Origin of the sequence: Mycobacterium sp. 48b, assembly GCF_048282725.1 — a bacterium.
Taxonomy (GTDB): Bacteria; Actinomycetota; Actinomycetes; order Mycobacteriales; family Mycobacteriaceae; genus Mycobacterium.
The window spans coordinates 5,058,602-5,075,277 of the sequence record NZ_JBLVUL010000001.1 but is presented as its reverse complement, the minus strand read 5'-3'; the positions used below and the strand labels follow the sequence as shown (position 1 = coordinate 5,075,277).

The following is a 16,676-nucleotide window of genomic DNA, read 5'->3' as shown; positions in this document are numbered from 1 at the left end:
CCTTGCCGGTTCAAGGTGGGTTGAAGTCAAATGGCGGCATGGACGTGATCCCGATCGGCGAGGCCGCTGCGCGGTTGCAGATGAGCCCGTCGGCGCTGCGGTACTACGACGAACGTGGCCTGGTGTCCCCGCGTCTGCGGAAGGCCGGCAAGCGGATGTACGGGCCCGAGGAGCTTCGCCGGCTGGCACTGCTCAAGATCGTCAACCGGCTGGGTCTTCCGCTCGACACCGCCGCCGCGGTGCTGGACGCGCCGAGCGAACAGTGGCGCGAGACGGTGCGCGAGCAGATCGCCGCCCTGGATCGGGTGATCGCCCAAGCGCAAGGGGCGCAACAGTTCCTGACACATGCGCTGCGGTGCCCGAAAGACCACCCCGCTCGCGAGTGCGCCACGATGATCGGAGCGCTGGACCGGCTCATCGACGGGATGAGTGTCGAGGAACTGGCCACAAACGAGACCGGAACGGGGTGGCTCGTCGACTGACCGGCTCGGTCCGCCGGGCGGCGTCAGCGCACCTGGGCGCGTCCCCGCTCGATCACGGCGCTGCGGTTGGCCGCGATGTCGTCGCCGGTCGCGCTCGCCATCCACTCGCGCGCCGACGCGGCTTCGATCCAGAGGCCCTGATCCGTCTGGGACTGGTCGATGCGGTGATACGAGGAGAGCAGGGCCCGGACGGCGGCCTGGTTGTTGGCGACGATCGAGGCGGCCACGCGGCGCGCGGCGGGCAGCAGTTCGTCGTGCGGGACCACCTCGGTGACCAGCCCGGCGCGCAGCGCGTCGGCGGCCGGGAGGTAGTCGCCGGTCAGGCTCATCCGGCGAGCCAGACCCACGCCGACCTTCTGCGGCAGCCGCACGCTCAGGCCCCAGGTCGGCAGCAGCCCGACCCTGGCGTGGGTGTCGGCGAACTTGGCCAGCTCAGAGGCGATCAGGATGTCGCAGTACAGCGCCAGCTCCAGGCCTCCAGTGACCGCGGCCCCGTTGATGGCCCCGATCACCGGCTTGGTCATGGCCGGCCATTTGGGGGAGATGTCGGGGAGCTCGGTGGTGTCGCCGAGCTCCTTGAGATCCAGTCCGGCGCAGAACACCGGATCGGCGCCGGTGAGGATGACGACGTCGACGTCGTCATCGGCCTGTGCGGCACGCAGGGCACCGTAGAACTCCGTGCGCAGCTGCGACGAGAGGGCATTGCGCGACTGGGGCCGATTCAGCGTGAGGGTGCGAACCCGGTCGGTGGTGTCTACGAGCAGTACTGGATCGGTCATGCGCTCACCGTAGCGGCCGGGCCCAACGCGCCTATCGTGGGTTCCATGTGCCGCAACATCACCGAGCTGCGCGGGCTGGAACCCGCCGCCAGCGACGAAGAGATCGAGGCCGCAGCCCGCCAGTACGTGCGCAAGGTCAGCGGTATCACCCGGCCCACCGGCGCGAATGTCGAGGCGTTCGAGGCCGCGGTCGCCGAGGTCACCGCGACGACGACGCGGCTGCTCGACGGCCTGGCTCCGCGCCGGCAGCCACCCAAGACCGTTCCGCCGCTGCGCCGTCCGGAGGTCCGCGCCCGGCTGGCCGCGCAATGACCCAAACGGCGTCCGATGGGAGGCCCGCCGCCCTCTCGACACAGCCCGCGCTCAAGGAGTGGAGCGCGGCCGTGCACGCGCTGCTCGACGGCCGTCAGACCGTGCTGCTGCGCAAGGGCGGTATCCACGAGAAGCGGTTCTCGGTGGCCGCACCCGAGTTCATCCTGTTCCCGACGATCGCGCACAGTCATGCCGAACGGGTGCGGCCCCAACACGCGGACCTGCTCGACGCTGCCGCACAGGACAGCACCGAGGACGCTGTGCTGATCCGATCCGGAGCGAAAGTCGTTGCCGCAGTGGAGGTCAACCGCCCGGAGTCCATCGATGATCTGACCGATCTGCACATCTGGACCGCCGAATCGGTGCGGGCCGACCGGCTCGATTTCCGCCCCAAACACCGATTGACGGTCCTGATCGTCCAGGTGAGCCCGCTGCAAACCCCGATCCGGCTGGCGCGCACGCCCGAATTCGCCGGGTGCAAGAGCTGGATCGATCTGCCGGTCCAGGCGGACTGGGGCCCGCCGGTGCACGACGACGCGATGTTGCGCGACGTTGCCGAGCGGGTGCGAACCTCAGTGGGCTGAGGGGACACGCTTGTGCGGCGAATTGCAGTCACCAGGTGGCTGTTGCAGAATCGCGTGTCTGGGGAATCGCCTTGCCGGGTGCGTGACTGGAGGCGCTGTTCTCGAGACACTGGGGTGTGGCTCGTGGGTATCGTCCGGTGGTGCGTGATCAGCAGTTCCTGTTGCCGCCCAACATGGTCGACTGGTTGCCCGAAGATCATCTGGTCTGGTTTGTGATCGAGGTTGTCGAGCAGCTGGATACCGCGGCGTTTCATGCCAATCGCAAGCTGGGTCGGGCAGGCCGGCGGGCCTATGACCCGGACATGCTGCTGGCGTTACTGATCTATGCCTACGCCAGCGGGGAACGCTCCTCGCGCCGCATCGAACGACTCTGCAGCGATCACGTGGCGTTTCGGGTGTTGTGTGCTCAGGACGCTCCTGATCACACCTCGATCGCCCGGTTCCGCGCCGCCCATCACGACGCGTTCACCGGGCTGTTCGCCCAGGTCCTGGCATTGTGTTCGGCTGCGGGGATGGTCAAGGTCGGGCTGGTGTCCATCGATGGCAGCAAGATCGCCGCGAACGCGTCGCGGGGCGCGAACCGGTCACCGGAGTCGGTGGGGCGCGAGGTTGAGCGGATCAGCCGCGAGATCGCGCAGACCGTCGTGTCCGAAGCGGTGGCCGTCGATGCCGCAGAAGACGCCGAACACGATCGGCCAGGTGGCGGCGGCGATGGTCTGCCCGAGCAGTTCGCCCGTCGCAGTGGCCGGGCAGCCAACATCGCCAAAGCCGTCGCAGAACTGCACCGCCGCCGCGACGCCGACGCGCACGCCGACGCCGCCGATCGCCAGGATGCCGAGCAGTATCTGGTTAGGGTCCAGGCCGGCGGGCCGGTCGGGCGGCCACCAGAAAACGTGGATCCGGTGCGCTACCACCAAGCACGAATTCAACACGCCCAGAACCGCATTGATGCAGTCGATGGCGTCGGAGGGGCCGCCGCCTCCAGGATCCGCCGTGATGCCCGAGGCAAGCTCAAGGCCGCCCAAAAGGCCTTGGGCAAGGTCCAGGCAGACATCGCGGCCGGCCACCAGCCTGTCCTGCGCGGCAAAGCCGCCCAGGCACGTGATCGTCGCGCCAGGCGAGCGCAGGCCCGCGGCGCCTCGGCAGACCCGGTCAACACCACCGACCCCGATTCCCGGTTGATGCTCGAAGGCAACAGCGGCGGATCGGTGCAGGCCTACAACGCCCAGTTCATCGTTACCGATGACCACTACGTCCTGGGCGTGCACACCAGTCAAGACGCCAACGACACCCACTGCTACCTGCCGGCCATCGCCGAAGCCACCACCCAGGCTGACGCATTGGGAAAACAGATTGGCCTGGTCCTGATGGACTCGGGCTACTTCACCGACGAAAACCTCACCGCCGCAGGTCCTGAACGGCTCATCGCTCCCGGAAAGAACCGCGACCTGCACACCGAAGCCCGCGAAGATCCCACCGACGAGCCACCACCGCCAGAGCTGGCACCCAAAGACGCCATGCGTTACCGGCTACGCGACCCCGCCAACGCTGAGGCCTACAAACGCCGCGGCGCCACCGTTGAACCCGTCTTCGCACACCTCAAAGACCAGATCAAACTGCGCCGATTCTCCCGCCGAGGACTACCGGCAGTCACCGCTGAACTCAACCTCGCCGCCACCGTCATCAACCTCCTGCGCCTGCACAACGCACAACCGGCCACCTAGAGACCATGGGAAACCGAAAGCCCTGCCACATCCAATGACAGGCCAGGCCATTCGTCAGCCGCCCAGAAAATGCAACAGCCACCAGGTGACCGTAATTCGCCGCGTTGTTCTTCGGTCGGTGGCCTATGTTCACGCCGGCGGCACCGGTCCGGCCGGCAGCACGACCCGCGATAACCCGCCTTCGCCGTGGTGCACGGTATGGGTGGCCCGGACCAGTGTGGAACCGGAGACCGGCGGCTCGGCGGTCCCCAGATTGCGGGCGAACCGCGGATGCGAACCCCCGGCGATCAGCAGCCGGATCCGTGACCCTGCCTTGAACCGGTGGGCGACGGCATCGAGCTCGAGGCGCACCGGCCCGGTGTGACCGTCGAACCGGCGGAAGGCGTCGGATACGTTGCGGGACCGGCCCTTCTCGTCCACCTCGCTGATCCGGACGAAGATGTCGTGATGCGGGTTGTCGCAGCTGTGCGCCAGCTCGACGATCGGGTTGCCCGCCACGTACAGATCGGCCGCGAGCGGGTCGCCGTCGAACGTCAGCACATCGCTGCGCCGGGCCAGTTTGGTGTCGTCGCGGTAACCGCCGGCGGCGGCCAGCAGCCGGCCGCCGACGGTGGGGGTGGGGTCGGCGGGGTGGTAGGTGATTGTCGATGAGCGCTCGGATTCCGACGGCGGAGTCTCGCCCAGCCGGCCCGCCGGCTGCAGGAACAGCTCGAGCTCGGGCATGACCGGCGGCCAATCGGCGAGGTCCACCCAACCGTGCCCGTTGACATGGATCCGGACCGTGCTGCGATCGGTCTCGCCGTCACCGGCCAGGTGGGCGCCCAGCCAGTCCAGCGATTCGCCGACCACGGTGGTGAGTCCCTTGGTCATCAGCTGCGTATGAGTCCACGGACCGACGGTCAGTGCGACGGGGACGCCGCGCCGGTGCAGCTGCTCGAACTGCTCCAACGTCTGGTCCAAGAAGAGGTCCTGCCACCCGCTGAGCAACAGGATGGGAATCTCGACGTGTTGCAGAGCCTCGTCGAACCGCAGCAGGTCCCAGAACGGATCGTCGCGTTCGGGGTGCTCCAGCCAGGATTCGTACCACGGGGCGCCTGCGCCCAGCAGTCGGCGCCCGGCCGCACCCATCGGCAGACCCGCGGTCGCCTTGGCCAGCTCCGCAGGTCCCCTCAGCTGGCGGCTCAGCGCCTGCACCAGGCCGGGATCCTCCTGGCGGGCCACCATCGCGCTCCAGCCCAGAAAGTCGTTGAGCGTGAATGCGCCGGTGCCCCAGGCCGATTCGCTGAAATCGTGGGGGCCGACGGTGATGACGGCGGCCTTCATCTCCGGCGGGGGATCGGCCAACAACGCCCACTGGGTGAAACCGAGATACGACAGGCCCACGGTGGCGAACGAGCCTGTGAACCACGGCTGATCGCGCAACCAGGCCACGGTGTCGGCGCCGTCGGCCATTTCGTGGACCATCGGGGTGAACTGCCCGCCGGAGCCGAACGTGCCGCGCACGCTCTGCAACACCACGTGATAGCCGCGCGCCGCGTACACCTGGGCGAACACCGGTGAGAACGGGAAGCGACGGCCGTAGGGTCCGCGCACCAGCAGTGTCCCGGCGGGACGGTCGGTGACGGGGGCGTAGTGGTCGGCGACCAGTTCGACGCCGTCGCGCATCGGCACCCGCAACCCGTGCTGCACGGTGAAGTCGGTCTCGTGCGGCGGCAGCCCCAGGATCTTACTGACGGCCATGCCGGTGTACCTGCGCAATGTACTCACCAAGCCAGGCTACGGATCGGTGTCCGCAGCTCTCAGAACTTGTAGTACGGCGCCAGTTCGTGGGCCCGCTGCAGGTTGGTCTGCAGGCAGTCCGGCCGGTCCGGGGAGTGGACGGGCGAGTAGAACAGCGACTGCTGGATCACGCCGTAGCTGGTGTCGAACGCGATCATGCAGGTGATCCACCAACGGTCGTTCCAGTCGGTGGGCTTCATGATCCAGTACTGGGCGGCCCGGTGTCCGTTGATGTCCAGTTCGACCGCGTCGGGCGGGATCGTCTGCTCGTAGGTGCGCCAGACGAACGCTTCGACCGCCATCTGGTAATTGCCCGCGTCGTAGTGGCACCGCAGGCTGTCCTCGGGCTCCGGCGGGGTGACGGCCAGGCCGATCCGCTGGACCACGTCGAACGGGATGTCATTGCACGGATCGAACGGCGACGGGTCCGTGGTCTCGATGACCGGCCACTTGATCGTGGTCGAAACGTTGGTCATCGGGAGGTCGGTGACATCGAGTTGCAGCGGGCCGACGCCCGCGACCTCGGTCGGGTTCGACTGCCACCCCACGATCACCGCCGACACCAGCGCCGCAACCATGCCTGTCGAAGCCGACAGTAGTCGCCACTTGGCGGCCATCACACCCCCTCGTAGTTTGGTGGCAAAACGTTCCCCGGCTTGCGGGGAGTGTAGCGGTCGGTCGCGATCGACTCGACCATAAACGAGAACCTGTTCTAGTTGTCAACGGCATGTGGCGGCGCCGCCCGGTTAGGCTGGTCCGTTGTGGTGGTGCAACTGTGAGTGATCACGAGTCGAGGGACCGGCAGCCGATTCTGTGGGCGATCAGCGATCTGCATACCGGGCACACCGGGAACAAGCCGGTTACCGAGTCGCTGTATCCGGCCTCGCCGGACGATTGGCTGATCGTCGCGGGTGACGTCGGGGAGCGCACCGACGAGATCCGGTGGGCGCTGGATCTGCTGCGCAAGCGGTTCGCGAAGGTCATCTGGGTTCCGGGCAACCACGAACTGTGGACCACCAACAAGGACCCGATGCAGATCTTCGGGCGGGCGCGCTACGACTACCTGGTCGACATGTGCGACCAGATGGGTGTCATCACACCGGAGCACCCGTTCCCGGTCTGGACCGAACAGGGTGGTCCGGCGACGATCGTGCCGATGTTCCTGCTCTACGACTACACGTTCCTGCCCGAAGGTGCCTCGAACAAGGCGGAGGGGTTGGCCATCGCCCGCGACCGCAATGTCGTCGGCACCGACGAGTTCCTGTTGTCCAGCGAGCCCTACGCGACGCGCGACGCCTGGTGCCGTGACCGGGTCGCGGCCACCCGCAAACGGCTCGAAGCCATGGACTGGATGGACCCGACGGTCCTGGTCAACCACTTCCCGCTGGTGCGTGAACCGTGTGACGCGATGTTCTATCCCGAGTTCTCGCTGTGGTGCGGCACGACGGCCACCAAGGACTGGCATACGCGCTACAACGCGATCTGCTCGGTGTACGGCCACCTACACATCCCGCGCACCACCTGGTACGACGACGTGCGCTTCGAGGAGGTCTCGGTGGGTTATCCGCGGGAGTGGCGCCGCCGCAAACCCTTCCGGTGGCTGCGCCAGATCCTGCCCGACCCCAACTACACGCCCGGCTATCTCAACGAGTTCGGCGGTCACTTCCAGATCACGGCCGAGATGCGCGCCCATGCCCAGCAGATGCAGGAGCGGATCAAGGCGAGGCGCTCATGAGCGACACGCTGCTGGGGCAGGTGTTGCCCGACCTGCCGGACAAGCTCGCCGCGGCCGAGATGTACGACGACCCGCCCGGCTTGACGGCGCTGCCCGAGGAGGCGGAACTGGTGGCCCGCGCGGTCGCCAAGCGGCGCAACGAGTTCACCACGGTGCGCTACTGCGCCCGCCAGGCGTTGAGCGAGCTCGGCGTGCCACCGGTGCCGATCCTCAAGGGGGACAAGGGCGAGCCGTGCTGGCCGGACGGCATCGTCGGCAGCCTCACGCACTGTCAGGGCTTCCGCGGTGCCGTGGTGGGCCGCGTCGGTGGGGTGAGGTCGGTCGGCATCGATGCCGAACCGCACGACGTGCTTCCCGACGGAGTTCTGGGCGCCATCTCGCTGCCGCTGGAGCGCTCCGAACTCGGCGGGCTGCCCGACGGTCTGCATTGGGACCGAATCCTGTTCTGCGCCAAGGAAGCCACCTACAAGACCTGGTACCCGTTGACGCACCGCTGGCTCGGGTTCGAGGACGCCCACATCACGTTCGGGGTGGACGCGTCCGGCACGGCCGGAACATTTCGGTCCCAGATCCTCATCGATCCGGCTGCCGAACACGGACCGCCGCTGACCGCACTGGACGGCCGCTGGTCGGTGCGCGACGGGGTGACACTGACGGCGATCGTGCTGTGAGCAGTCCGGAAGCGGGCTTGGTGATCGTCGACAAGCCGGCCGGCATGACCAGTCACGACGTGGTGGGGCGGTGCCGTCGGCTGTTCGGCACCCGCAAGGTCGGCCACGCCGGAACGCTCGACCCGATGGCGACCGGTGTACTCGTCGTCGGCATCGAGCGCGCCACCAAGATCCTCGGCCTGCTCACCGCCACCGACAAGTCCTATTCGGCCACCATCCGGCTCGGCCGGACCACCACCACCGAGGATGCCGAAGGCGAAGTGCTGCAGACGGTTTCTGCTGCCCATGTCACCGACGATCAGATCGAGGACGCGGTCGCGGCATTGCGCGGCGACATCGAGCAGGTGCCCTCTGCGGTGAGCGCCATCAAGGTCGACGGTCAGCGGGCCTACAAGCTGGCACGTGAGGGGCACACCGTCGAGCTGGCGGCCCGGCCCGTGCGCATCGACCGGTTCGAGGTGCTCGGCGTCCGGCGGGTGGACGAGTTCGTCGATGTGGACGTCGATGTGGATTGTTCGTCGGGCACCTATATCCGGGCGCTGGCGCGCGACGTGGGTGTGACGCTCGGCGTCGGTGGACATCTGACGGCTCTGCGCCGCACCAGGGTTGGACGGTACGGGCTGGACGAGGCGCGCACCCTGGAGGAGCTTGCCGAGCAGGCCCGGCTGAGTTACTCCCTCGACGAGGCGTGCCTGGTCGGATTCCCGCGCCGCGACCTGACCGACGCGGAAACCGAGGACACCCGGCACGGCCGGGCGCTTGCCCCGGCCGGTGTCGACGGGATCTATGCCGCCACCGCACCCGACGGTCGGGTCATCGCACTGCTGCAGGACGGCTCGTCGCGCACCAAGAACGTCGTGGTGTTGCGACCCGCTACTTTGTAGGGCCCTGGCTCAAAGCTGGCCGTGGCGGGGCGGTTTCGTTCCCGACAGGGTGTAGTTGCCGATATGGCGGATTTTCCACCGCGTGGCGTCGTGCAGGGTGTGCGTGCGCGCATCACGCCAGTACCGCGACAGGTTGCCCGAGGCCGAGGCGCTGCGCGTCCCGCCGAATTCGAACAGCGCGCTGCCGGCGTCCACCGCTGCCCGCGCGGCGGACACCTTGGCGATCGCCACCGCGATCGAGGCGGCCGCCGCGGTCTCCCCGGTCAGGTCGGCTCGGGCCGAATCGACTTCGCGGCCCGCCTCGGCGAGTAGCGCCGCCGCACCGCGCACCGTCACGGTCAGCTCACCCGCGACCTGCACCAGGGTCGGGTCCTCGACGGCGTTGGACACCGCGGCCTCGAAATGTGGCCGGGCCTTGGCGGCCTGACGCACCGCCTCCTCCAGCGCGCCGGTCGCGATGCCCACATCGAGGGCCGCATGCAGCAGCTGGGCCCGGGCCCCGTAGACGGTGGGCCGCCCGAAGATCGGGCTGAACTCGACCACGTGCGCCGCCGGGACCTCGACGGCGTCGAGGGAGACGGTGCCCGAGGCGGTGGTCCGCTGGCCCATACCGTCCCAGTCGTCGACGACCTCGACCCCGCCCGCATCGCGCGGAACGAACGCGATGGCCTTGGGTGTCGCGGCGGTCGGCACCTGCCCTGAACCGTCGGAGTGCGAGGCCCGCACGATCAGCCAGTCGGCGAACAGTGCTCCGGTGGAGTAGTACTTGCGGCCGCTCAGGACATAGCCGGCGCCGGCTGCCGTGAGTGTGGTGGTGTCCACGTCGATGGGATGCGGCCCGCGTTCGGACTGGGCATTGGCGAACAGCGCGCCGTCCAGCACCAGGTCGTAGAAATACGCCTGCTGTGCCGGGGTGCCCTGCAGCCGCAGCGCCTCCAGGAACGTGAAATGCGAGTGCGGGATCTGACCGATGGACGGATCGCCGTGTGCCAGCAGTCGAATCACCTCGGCGAGTACGGCGGCGGGCACGTCGAGCCCGCCGTGCTCGGCGGGCACGGTCAGCGCCAGCAGGCCGGATTCCTTGAGGGCCCGCACCTGCTCGTGCGGCAGGATCCGGTGCGCGTCGCGGGCACCGGCCCCCTCGGCGAACGATCTCGACAGCTGCGTCGCGGTGGCCAGTGCGGCTTCCGTCGACGAGATGCGGGTGGCACCGGCCAGATCGGTCATCGCGGTGCGCCGACAAACGGTATCGAGGTCGGGGTGGCGGTCTGGTCGCCTCCGCCGAACAGACCGCGCTCGCGCAGGATCGGCACCACCCCCTCGCCGAACCAGAACAGCTCCTCCAGGTGGGGATAGCCGGAGAAGATGAACTCGTCGATGCCGATCTCGGCGTACTCGGCGATCCGGTCGGCCACCTCGGTGTGGCTGCCCACCAGCGCGGTGCCGGCGCCGCCGCGCACCAATCCGACGCCCGACCACAGGTTCGGGGCGATCTCCAGGCTGCGGGCGTCACTCCAGGTGCCGTTGGTGCGGTTGGCCTCGTGCAGGGCCAGCATGCGCTTCTGGCCCTCGGACTGGCTGCGGGCCAGCCCAGCCTGCGCCGCGGCGACGGTCTCCTCGTCGAGGGCGGCGACCAGCCGGTCGGCCTGGGCCCACGCCTCCTCGGAGGTGTCCCGGGAAATGGTGTGCAGGCGGATGCCGAATCGCAGCTTGCGGCCTTGCTCCTCGCCGAGTGCCCGGATCCATTCGATCTTCTTCCGTACGGCGGCCGGCGGCTCGCCCCAGGTCAGATAGACGTCGGAGTGCCGGGCCGCGACCGGGCCGGCTGCCTGCGAGCTGCCACCGAAGTACAGCGGCGGAACCGGGGTGGGTGGCAGGGCCAGCGAGGCCTCCTCGACGTCGATGTACTCACCCTTGTGGGTCACCGTCTCGCCGGCCCACAGCCGCCGCACCACGTCGAGGAACTCGTCGCAGCGCGCATAGCGTGCGTCCTTGTCCAGGTGGTCGCCGAACGCCCGCTGTTCATGTGCCTCGCCTCCGACGACGACGTTCAGCAGGATCCGTCCCGGTGCGTGCCGGGCGAACGTGGCGGCCATCTGGGCCGACAGGGTCGGGCTGACCAGGCCCGGGCGGAACGCCACCAGGAACGCCAGCGAGGTGGTCTCGCGGGCCAGCAGCGCCGCGGTGATGAACGCGTCCTCGCACCAGGCGCCGGTCGGGATGAGTGCGCCGGTGAAACCGAACCGCTCCGCCGAGCGGACGATCGAGGCCAGGTAGTCGATCGAGGCTTCACGGTCACCACCGGCGGCGCCCGCGGGCGTGCCGTGGCCGCCTCCGACGATCAGCCGGCTGTCGCCGTAGGTGGGAAGGAACCAGTGCAGAGAGACAGTCACGAACAGGTCATCTTGGTGCTGGATCGGCCAGAGCGCACGGGTAAAAATCGCCGTGATCCCTCCGGCGTGTCGTCAGCTCGCGACGACCCAGATCGCCTCGGCCGCCGGATTGCCGAGCTCGACCTGGACGCCGGCATCGTCTCCGCCGGTGGCCGCGTCGCCGGTCTTACCTGGGCTTTGTACGGCCACCGAGATCACGCCGGCGAAATCACGTCGCGCCAGTACCCGCACCCGGGAATCGAGGCTGATGCCGACGCTGTCGAAGTAGCGCAGCATCTCCGGATCAGCGTCGGAGATGCGGGCCACCGTGCCCGCGTCGCCGTCCTGGCACGCCGACAGCTGGCGGGCAGGCGGGGTCGGCACCTGGCCGTCGGCCGCCGGGATCGGGTCGCCGTGCGGATCGCGGGTGGGGTGGCCCAGCTTGGCGTCGATGCGGTCGAGCATCCGGTCGGACACCGCGTGCTCGAGGATTTCGGCCTCGTCGTGCACCTCGTCCCAGCCGTAGCCCAACTCCTGCACCAGGAAGGTCTCCATCAGCCGGTGCCGGCGCACCATCGCCAGCGCCGCGCGCCGGCCCGCGTCGGTCAGGGTCACCGCGCCGTACTTCTCATGGTGGACCAGGCCCTGGTCGGCGAGTTTGCGGATCGATTCCGAGGCCGTGGACGCGGACACGCCGATCCGCTCGGCCAGCAGTTTCGTGCTGACCTTTTCGCGAGACCACTCCTGGGCTGTCCAGATGACTTTCAGATAGTCCTGGGCAACCGTGGAGAGGTCTTGATGGTTACCGTCGGGACTCACAGTAGGAAAGTTTAGGCAATCATCACCTGATCGGGGGATCTAGAGGCGACCGTGCCGCCTTCGGGTCGTAGGCTGATTGCGTGCAGCGCTGGCGTGGGCAGGACGAGATCCCCACGGACTGGGGCAGGTGTGTAGTCACCATCGGGGTGTTCGACGGGGTTCACCGTGGACACGCGGAGTTGATCAGCCATGCGGTGAAGGCGGGCCGATCACGCGGAGTGCCGGTGGTTCTCATGACCTTCGATCCCCATCCGATGGAGGTGGTGTTTCCGGGGAGTCACCCGGCGCAGTTGACGACCCTGACCCGGCGGGCCGAGCTGGTCGAGGAGCTCGGTGTCGACGTCTTCCTGGTGATGCCGTTCACCTCGGATTTCATGAAGCTGACCCCTGAGCGCTACATCCACGAGTTGCTGGTCGAAGACCTGCATGTGGTGGAGGTCGTGGTGGGGGAGAACTTTACCTTCGGCAAGAAGGCGGCCGGCAACGTCGCAATGCTGCGCGCGGCCGGGGAACGCTTCGGTTTCGCGGTCGAGAGCATGTCGCTGGTGACCGAAACCCTCGATGCCGAGCATCGGGACGAGCGGGTCACCTTCTCGTCGACATACATCCGGTCCTGCGTGGATGCCGGCGACGTGGTGGCCGCCACCGAAGCCCTGGGCCGTCCGCATCGCGTCGAAGGCGTGGTGGTGCGCGGCGACGGGCGGGGCCGGGTACTGGGTTTCCCGACGGCCAACGTGGCGCCGCCGATGTTCTCGGCGATTCCGGCCGACGGTGTGTACGCCGCCTGGTTCACGGTGCTGGGGCACGGCCCCGTCATGGGCACCGTCATCCCCGGTGAGCGGTACGAGGCCGCCGTCTCGGTCGGCACCAACCCGACGTTCTCGGGGAGGACCCGCACGGTCGAGGCGTTCGTGCTCGACACCAACGCCGACCTGTACGGGCAGCACGTCGCGGTCGATTTCGTGGCCCGGATCCGCGGCCAGGAGAAGTTCGAATCGGTCAAGGATCTGGTCGTGGCCATGGAGGCCGATACCGACCGGGCCCGGGCGATTCTGGCTGCGCAATAGCGCGATTCTGGCTGAGCAGCCGAAACTGCTAGACTTTGCGCCGATCCGGTGCATGCTGCAGTCCGCGGTGGCTGTGCCGAGAATATGTTCGCGGGACTGAAATGATGGAGTTACTTTCGTGGCGCTTACTGCCGAGCAGAAAAAAGAAATCCTGAGCAGCTACGGTCTGCACGAGACCGACACCGGTTCGCCGGAGGCCCAGGTCGCCCTGCTGACCAAGCGGATCTCGGACCTGACCGAGCACCTCAAGCAGCACAAGCACGACCACCACTCGCGCCGCGGCCTGCTGCTGCTCGTCGGCCGTCGTCGCCGGCTGCTGAAGTACGTCGCCCAGGTCGACGTGGCGCGCTACCGCTCGCTGATCGAGCGCCTCGGGCTGCGTCGCTGACGCGGCGTCAGTGCCACCACTTTGCGCGGCTGCCCCTATCGGGGCAGCCGCGATACTTTTCATCGGCGGTTTGACCGCGTGCTCGTCCGCGGCGGCAGCGGACATGAAGGCAGGGGACTGCCTGAAGATGAGCGGCACCTACGAGCGCCCGGACGCCAGTCGGGCGGAGTGCGGCAGCGACGCATCGAACTACAAGGTGATCTCCACGGTCACCGACAGCGACCAGTGCCCCGGGGACGTCGACACCTACTACTCGGTGCGCAGCGCATTCGATGACGAGACACAGACGCTGTGTCTGGACATCGACTGGATCACCGGCACCTGCATGAGCATCGATCCGGAGAACGACAAGGATCCGTACCGGGTGGATTGCGCGGATTCTTCTGCGCCGCACCGGCAACGGGCCACCGAGGTTCTCCGCGGCGTGTCGAACGTCGATCAGTGCGCCAGCGGAGTGGGCTACGCGTACTCGGAACGCCAGTTCACCGTATGTGTGGAGGACGTGTCCTAAGCAGGTCTGCACTGGCGGTCATGCTGTTGCTGCCGTGTAACATGAGGTCGTTCAGCGGCGGAAATCTGCGCTGAACACAGGTGCGGTACCCGCGATCCGCGGGCGCTGTTCCTGCGAGTCATATCGGGCCCGCCTGGTCGGGCGGTCTTCGGTAGTGGCTGCCGGAACCCCGTTGCGGGGTCCATCCGGCCGCTTCGATCGACGGCCGTAGCCGTATCCAGGGCCCGTGGCGTATCGCCACCGTGACGCCGCGAAACAGTTGAATGAATTCGAAAGAGGCCAACGGACTCTATGTCTGTAGTTGAACTTGAAGACGGTGTGTTCGAATCCACCGCAACCCTCGACAACGGGAGCTTCGGCACCCGCACCATCCGTTTCGAGACCGGGCGGCTCGCGCAGCAGGCCGCCGGATCCGTCGTCGCCTACCTCGACGACGAGACCATGCTGCTGAGCGCCACCACCGCCAGCAAGACGCCGAAGGATCACTTCGACTTCTTCCCGTTGACCATCGATGTCGAGGAGCGGATGTACGCCGCGGGCCGGATCCCCGGCTCGTTCTTCCGCCGCGAGGGCCGTCCCTCCACCGATGCGATCCTGACCTGCCGCCTGATCGACCGGCCGCTGCGCCCGTCGTTCGTCAGCGGTCTGCGGAACGAGATCCAGGTCGTGGTCACCGTCCTGAGCCTGGATCCGAAGGATCTGTACGACGTGCTGGCCATCAATGCCGCCTCGGCGTCGACGCAGATCTCCGGTCTGCCGTTCTCCGGTCCGGTCGGCGGCGTGCGCGTCGCCCTGATCGACGGCCAGTGGGTCGCCTTCCCGACCGTCGAGCAGCTTGAGAAGGCTGTCTTCGACATGGTCGTCGCAGGCCGCAAGGTGGGCGACGACGTCGCGATCATGATGGTCGAGGCCGAAGCCACCGAAAACGTGATCGAATTGGTCGCCGGCGGCGCCCAGGCTCCCACCGAGGCCGTCGTCGCCGAAGGCCTCGAGGCTGCCAAGCCGTTCATCGCGACGCTGTGCGACGCGCAGGCCGCGCTGGCCGAGAAGGCCGCCAAGGAGATCGCCGAGTACCCGCTGTTCCCGGATTACGAGGCCGACGTCTACGACGCCGTGGCCGCGGTGGCCACCGACGCACTGTCGGAGGCTCTGACCATCGCCGGCAAGCACGAGCGCGACGACCGCACCAACGAGATCAAGGTCGAGGTGCTCGAGCGTCTCGGTGAGACGTACGCCGGCCGCGAGAAGGAGATCGGCGCTGCCTACCGCTCGCTGACCAAAAAGCTTGTGCGCCAGCGCATCCTGACCGACCACTTCCGTATCGACGGCCGTGGTGTGACCGACATCCGCGCGCTCTCGGCCGAGGTGGCCATCATCCCGCGTGCGCACGGCAGCGCGTTGTTCGAGCGCGGCGAGACCCAGATCATGGGTGTCACCACGCTGGACATGGTCAAGATGGCCCAGCAGATCGACTCGCTGGGGCCCGAGACCACCAAGCGCTACATGCACCACTACAACTTCCCGCCGTTCTCGACCGGTGAGACCGGTCGCGTCGGTTCGCCCAAGCGCCGCGAGATCGGCCACGGCGCACTGGCCGAGCGGGCTCTGGTTCCCGTTCTGCCCAGCGTCGAGGAGTTCCCGTACGCCATCCGCCAGGTGTCGGAGGCCCTCGGCTCCAACGGCTCCACCTCGATGGGCTCGGTGTGTGCCTCGACTCTGTCGCTGCTCAACGCCGGTGTGCCGCTCAAGGCGCCGGTGGCCGGCATCGCCATGGGTCTGGTCTCCGACCAGGTCGACGGCGAGACCCGCTACGTGACGCTGACCGACATCCTCGGTGCCGAGGATGCCTTCGGCGACATGGACTTCAAGTGCGCGGGCACCAAGGACTTCGTCACCGCCCTGCAGCTCGACACCAAGCTCGACGGCATCCCGTCGAAGGTGCTGGCCGGTGCGCTGAGCCAGGCCAAGGACGCGCGTCTGACCATCCTGGACGTCATGGCCGAGGCCATCGATGCTCCGGACGAGATGAGCCCGTACGCACCGCGGATCACCACCATCAAGGTTCCGGTCGACAAGATCGGCGAGGTCATCGGGCCCAAGGGCAAGATGATCAACTCGATCACCGAGGAGACCGGCGCGTCGATCTCCATCGAGGACGACGGCACCGTGTTCGTCGGCGCCAGCAATGGCGAGTCGGCGCAGGCAGCGATCGACAAGATCAACGCCATCGCCAACCCGCAGCTGCCCAAGATCGGTGAGCGCTTCCTGGGCACCGTGGTCAAGACGACCGACTTCGGTGCGTTCGTGTCGCTGCTGCCCGGTCGTGACGGCCTGGTCCACATCTCCAAGCTGGGGCGCGGCAAGCGCATCGCCAAGGTCGAGGATGTGGTGAAGGTCGGCGACAAGCTGCGCGTCGAGATCGCCGATATCGACAACCGCGGCAAGATCTCGCTGGTGCTCGTCGACGAGGAGTCAGCCGAGCAGGCCGACGGTGGTGCCGACGCCGCCCCGGCCACGGCCGACGCCGGCGCCGCTGCCGAGTCCTGATCACCACAGCTCGAAACAAGGC

Annotated in this window: 17 protein-coding genes; 11 read left to right on the top strand and 6 right to left on the bottom strand. The window is 67.8% G+C overall.

From position 1 onward, the window contains the following. Window positions 1–38: 38 nt before the first annotated feature. Complete coding sequence (locus ACNQR1_RS24795) at window positions 39–482, top strand: MerR family transcriptional regulator (protein ID WP_418048313.1); 444 nt, start codon at window positions 39–41, stop codon at window positions 480–482. Between the two features lie 23 nt (window positions 483–505). On the opposite strand, the gene ACNQR1_RS24790 is transcribed toward ACNQR1_RS24795, so the two are convergent. Next, entirely contained in the window at window positions 506–1,261 is a 756-nt protein-coding gene (locus ACNQR1_RS24790) for an enoyl-CoA hydratase (protein WP_418048312.1), read from the bottom strand. Window positions 1,262–1,306: 45 nt separating this feature from the next. Here ACNQR1_RS24790 and ACNQR1_RS24785 point away from each other — a divergent pair, with 45 nt between their 5' ends. From ACNQR1_RS24785 to ACNQR1_RS24775, 3 genes are all read left to right on the top strand, one after another. Continuing rightward, window positions 1,307–1,573 carry a DUF2277 domain-containing protein gene (locus tag ACNQR1_RS24785; protein ID WP_276129717.1) on the top strand — a complete coding sequence of 89 codons (267 nt, stop codon included), beginning with the start codon at window positions 1,307–1,309 and terminating at the stop codon, window positions 1,571–1,573. Next, the gene (locus tag ACNQR1_RS24780) at window positions 1,570–2,157 is read left to right on the top strand and encodes a DUF1802 family protein (RefSeq protein WP_418048311.1); all 588 of its coding nucleotides are present in this window, start codon (window positions 1,570–1,572) and stop codon (window positions 2,155–2,157) included. The genes ACNQR1_RS24785 and ACNQR1_RS24780 overlap by 4 nt, the downstream gene beginning before the upstream one ends. Before the next feature lie 140 nt (window positions 2,158–2,297). Continuing rightward, window positions 2,298–3,881, top strand: coding sequence for a transposase (locus tag ACNQR1_RS24775; protein WP_418045203.1), 1,584 nt, complete (start codon window positions 2,298–2,300; stop codon window positions 3,879–3,881). Window positions 3,882–4,010: 129 nt separating this feature from the next. Here ACNQR1_RS24775 and ACNQR1_RS24770 read toward each other — a convergent pair whose 3' ends face one another. Then, window positions 4,011–5,621: a CocE/NonD family hydrolase gene (locus tag ACNQR1_RS24770; RefSeq protein WP_418048310.1), complete on the bottom strand. Its 1,611-nt coding sequence runs from the start codon at window positions 5,619–5,621 to the stop codon at window positions 4,011–4,013. A 59-nt stretch (window positions 5,622–5,680) separates the two neighbouring features. Continuing rightward, window positions 5,681–6,277, bottom strand: coding sequence for a DUF3558 domain-containing protein (locus tag ACNQR1_RS24765; protein WP_418048309.1), 597 nt, complete (start codon window positions 6,275–6,277; stop codon window positions 5,681–5,683). A gap of 158 nt (window positions 6,278–6,435) precedes the next feature. Here ACNQR1_RS24765 and ACNQR1_RS24760 point away from each other — a divergent pair, with 158 nt between their 5' ends. Genes ACNQR1_RS24760 through truB form a run of 3 tightly spaced genes read left to right on the top strand, consistent with a single transcriptional unit; the run spans window position 6,436 to window position 8,950 of the window. Beyond that, window positions 6,436–7,395 carry a metallophosphoesterase family protein gene (locus tag ACNQR1_RS24760; protein WP_418048308.1) on the top strand — a complete coding sequence of 320 codons (960 nt, stop codon included), beginning with the start codon at window positions 6,436–6,438 and terminating at the stop codon, window positions 7,393–7,395. Beyond that, a complete protein-coding gene (locus ACNQR1_RS24755; RefSeq protein ID WP_418048307.1) occupies window positions 7,392–8,066 on the top strand; it encodes a 4'-phosphopantetheinyl transferase family protein in 675 nt (224 codons plus the stop codon). Before ACNQR1_RS24760 ends, ACNQR1_RS24755 begins: the two co-directional genes overlap by 4 nt. Beyond that, entirely contained in the window at window positions 8,063–8,950 is an 888-nt protein-coding gene (gene truB / locus ACNQR1_RS24750) for a tRNA pseudouridine(55) synthase TruB (protein ID WP_418048306.1), read from the top strand. The genes ACNQR1_RS24755 and truB overlap by 4 nt, the downstream gene beginning before the upstream one ends. A 9-nt stretch (window positions 8,951–8,959) precedes the next feature. On the opposite strand, the gene ACNQR1_RS24745 is transcribed toward truB, so the two are convergent. From ACNQR1_RS24745 to mntR, 3 genes are all read right to left on the bottom strand, one after another. Next, entirely contained in the window at window positions 8,960–10,177 is a 1,218-nt protein-coding gene (locus tag ACNQR1_RS24745) for an SfnB family sulfur acquisition oxidoreductase (protein WP_418048305.1), read from the bottom strand. Continuing rightward, window positions 10,174–11,343 carry an LLM class flavin-dependent oxidoreductase gene (locus ACNQR1_RS24740; protein ID WP_418048304.1) on the bottom strand — a complete coding sequence of 390 codons (1,170 nt, stop codon included), beginning with the start codon at window positions 11,341–11,343 and terminating at the stop codon, window positions 10,174–10,176. Before ACNQR1_RS24740 ends, ACNQR1_RS24745 begins: the two co-directional genes overlap by 4 nt. A 72-nt stretch (window positions 11,344–11,415) precedes the next feature. Continuing rightward, window positions 11,416–12,141, bottom strand: coding sequence for a manganese-binding transcriptional regulator MntR (mntR, locus tag ACNQR1_RS24735; RefSeq protein WP_418048303.1), 726 nt, complete (start codon window positions 12,139–12,141; stop codon window positions 11,416–11,418). A gap of 80 nt (window positions 12,142–12,221) precedes the next feature. On the opposite strand from mntR, the gene ACNQR1_RS24730 reads away from it, so the two are divergent. The 4 genes from ACNQR1_RS24730 (at window position 12,222) to ACNQR1_RS24715 (ending at window position 16,654) form a co-directional block, all read left to right on the top strand. Beyond that, entirely contained in the window at window positions 12,222–13,208 is a 987-nt protein-coding gene (locus ACNQR1_RS24730) for a bifunctional riboflavin kinase/FAD synthetase (RefSeq protein ID WP_044517712.1), read from the top strand. Between the two features lie 118 nt (window positions 13,209–13,326). After that, window positions 13,327–13,596, top strand: coding sequence for a 30S ribosomal protein S15 (gene rpsO / locus ACNQR1_RS24725; RefSeq protein WP_003880490.1), 270 nt, complete (start codon window positions 13,327–13,329; stop codon window positions 13,594–13,596). A 37-nt stretch (window positions 13,597–13,633) separates the two neighbouring features. Further along, window positions 13,634–14,107, top strand: a complete 474-nt coding sequence (gene lppU / locus ACNQR1_RS24720) for an LppU family putative lipoprotein (RefSeq protein ID WP_418050487.1) — start codon at window positions 13,634–13,636, stop codon at window positions 14,105–14,107. Window positions 14,108–14,398: 291 nt separating this feature from the next. Beyond that, complete coding sequence (locus tag ACNQR1_RS24715) at window positions 14,399–16,654, top strand: polyribonucleotide nucleotidyltransferase (RefSeq protein WP_418048302.1); 2,256 nt, start codon at window positions 14,399–14,401, stop codon at window positions 16,652–16,654. The last annotated feature ends 22 nt before the right edge of the window (window positions 16,655–16,676 follow it).

Bases quoted from the DNA above. Each gene is read 5' to 3' on its own strand.
- ACNQR1_RS24785 (WP_276129717.1), top strand. From the start codon at position 1,307: ATGTGCCGCAACATCACCGAGCTGCGCGGGCTGGAACCCGCCGCCAGC.
- ACNQR1_RS24765 (WP_418048309.1), bottom strand. From the start codon at position 6,277: ATGGCCGCCAAGTGGCGACTACTGTCGGCTTCGACAGGCATGGTTGCG.
- ACNQR1_RS24780 (WP_418048311.1), top strand. From the start codon at position 1,570: ATGACCCAAACGGCGTCCGATGGGAGGCCCGCCGCCCTCTCGACACAG.
- ACNQR1_RS24770 (WP_418048310.1), bottom strand. From the start codon at position 5,621: ATGGCCGTCAGTAAGATCCTGGGGCTGCCGCCGCACGAGACCGACTTC.
- ACNQR1_RS24795 (WP_418048313.1), top strand. From the start codon at position 39: ATGGACGTGATCCCGATCGGCGAGGCCGCTGCGCGGTTGCAGATGAGC.
- ACNQR1_RS24755 (WP_418048307.1), top strand. From the start codon at position 7,392: ATGAGCGACACGCTGCTGGGGCAGGTGTTGCCCGACCTGCCGGACAAG.
- ACNQR1_RS24790 (WP_418048312.1), bottom strand. From the start codon at position 1,261: ATGACCGATCCAGTACTGCTCGTAGACACCACCGACCGGGTTCGCACC.
- ACNQR1_RS24745 (WP_418048305.1), bottom strand. From the start codon at position 10,177: ATGACCGATCTGGCCGGTGCCACCCGCATCTCGTCGACGGAAGCCGCA.
- ACNQR1_RS24715 (WP_418048302.1), top strand. From the start codon at position 14,399: ATGTCTGTAGTTGAACTTGAAGACGGTGTGTTCGAATCCACCGCAACC.